The sequence below is a fragment of the Shigella sp. FC1967 genome (assembly GCF_001743005.1).
Classification (GTDB): Bacteria; Pseudomonadota; Gammaproteobacteria; order Enterobacterales; family Enterobacteriaceae; genus Proteus.
Window position 1 is genome coordinate 1 of the sequence record NZ_MIIZ01000165.1, and the last position, 280, is coordinate 280.

At 50.0% G+C, this 280-nt stretch carries 1 rRNA gene; it reads right to left on the reverse strand.

What is annotated here, in order from left to right:
* Window positions 1-280 (reverse strand): 23S ribosomal RNA (locus BHE89_RS01505); the annotation flags it as partial.

Sequence of the window (280 nt, forward strand, 5' to 3'; positions counted from 1 at the left end):
CCAGTTAAGACTCGGTTTCCCTACGGCTCCCCTATACGGTTAACCTTGCTACAGAATATAAGTCGCTGACCCATTATACAAAAGGTACGCAGTCACCCCATAAAGAGGCTCCTACTGCTTGTACGTACACGGTTTCAGGTTCTTTTTTCACTCCCCTCGCCGGGGTTCTTTTTCGCCTTTCCCCTCACGGTACTGGTTCACTATCGGTCAATCAGGAGTATTTAGCCTTGGAGGATGGTCCCCCCATATTCAGACAGGATAACACGTGTCCCGCCCTACT